Source organism: Arthrobacter sp. Y3223164, assembly GCF_059091005.1.
The window spans coordinates 1-1,705 of the sequence record NZ_JBNHGF010000503.1; the positions used below are offsets into that span (position 1 = coordinate 1).

General features: G+C 70.7%; 2 pseudogenes. Both read left to right on the plus strand.

The features are described 5' to 3' along the window. A pseudogene (locus AC5RUJ_RS15835) lies at positions 1–418 on the plus strand (hypothetical protein); the annotation flags it as partial. A gap of 9 nt (positions 419–427) precedes the next feature. Next, a pseudogene (locus tag AC5RUJ_RS15840) lies at positions 428–1,705 on the plus strand (S41 family peptidase); the annotation flags it as partial.

Sequence of the window (1,705 nt, forward strand, 5' to 3'; positions counted from 1 at the left end):
GGCGGCCGTGCCGGCCCTGGCCTGGTTGCGCACCGAGGCCGTCAGGACGCGCGACGCAACGCTGCTCAACCGCGTCAATATGCCCGGCACGGCCGTCATGGACACGGACCAAGGCATCATCGCAGCACTGGCAGGCTCCGGCAGTTGGCTCGACGGCTTCGAAACCACGGTGGAGGAGGTAACGGCTGATCCAGCGCCACCAGGCGGAGGGCCACAGGAATGGGTGGCCGCAACCGTCAGCACGTCGGCGTACCGGCAGGTGGCCGCCGACGGCAGCGTGCTGGGACGACGCGCCGAACCCAGCGTGCAACGGGTCCACCTTGAGATGGTGAGGCGGGACGCCGGCTGGCTGATCCAGTCAGTCCGCGAGGCGCCCCGCCGCTCGGATGACCCCGGGGCCAGCACAGGCCGTGACTAAGATCGAGGCATGACTTCATCGAGCTACTTCCGCTACCCGCACGTGCACGGCGATCTGGTCACGTTCGTCGCTGAGGACGACGTGTGGGTCGCCCCCCTTGCCGGCGGCCGGGCGTGGCGTGTCTCGTCGCTGCAACTGCCGGCCCGGAATCCGAGGTTCTCGCCGGACGGGCAGCACCTGGCCTGGAGCGTGGTGCAGGCCAGCGCCCCCGAGGCCGTCACGGCGTCGGTCGACGGCGGGGGATTCCGCCAACTGACCTACTGGGGGCACGCCAGCACGAAGGTAAAAGGATTCACACCGGCGGGCCACGCCCTGGTGACGAGTTCCTTCGAACGCGAAGAATCACGTCACACCTGGGCCTACGCTGTGCCGCTGGACGGTTCGGACGCCCGGGTCCTGCCCTATGGGCCCGTCGACTCAATCGCGTTCGGGCCGGAACTCGGCGACGAGCGTCCGGTCGTGGTCGGCAGCGTGCTCTCGCGCGAACCGGCGTGGTGGAAGCGGTACCGCGGCGGAACGGCCGGCAAACTGTGGATCGACCGGGACGGCGGCGGCGAGTTCGGGCGCCTGGCGGCCGAACTCGACGGCAACCTGGCAGACCCGATGTGGATCGGCAACCGGATCGCGTTCCTGAGCGATCACGAAGGTTACGGCAACCTGTATTCGGTGGGGCCGGACGGAACAGGCCTGCGCCGGCACACCGACCACGACGGTTTCTACGTCCGCCATGCCGCGACGGACGGCACGCGCGTGGTCTTCGAGTCCGCCGGCGAACTCTGGATCCTGGACTCCCTCGATTCCGCGGACGCGGCCCGCCGGCTTGAGATCACGCTGGGCTCGGCATCCACGAGCCGCCGCAGCCGCCCGCTCGACGTGTCAAAGCACCTGGCCTCCGCCGTGCCGAATCCCAAGGGAACCGCCTCCGTCATCGAAACGCACGGCACGGTGCACTGGCTGACCCACCGGGACGGCCCGTCGCGCGCTGTGGAATCGACGCCCGGCGTCCGCGCCCGGCTCGCGCGGCCCCTCGGCGACACGCGGGTGGTCTATGTCGCGGACCGCGACGGGGAAGAAGCCCTCTACATCCGCCAGGTCTTCGAACAGCTGTCCCGGGCCGACCAGCCTGCTCCCACGGCAGCCGTGCCGGCCCCCGCCGAACCGGAGCCCGACGGCTTGCCGCGCCCGGTGTCGGCCTCCGCCGTCGTCCATCCGACCCAGTCCCAGCCCATCGTGGAGGTGCGGTCCGGCGGAAGGCAAGGCGGCGGCGGAAGCGGCGGCCGGGAACCG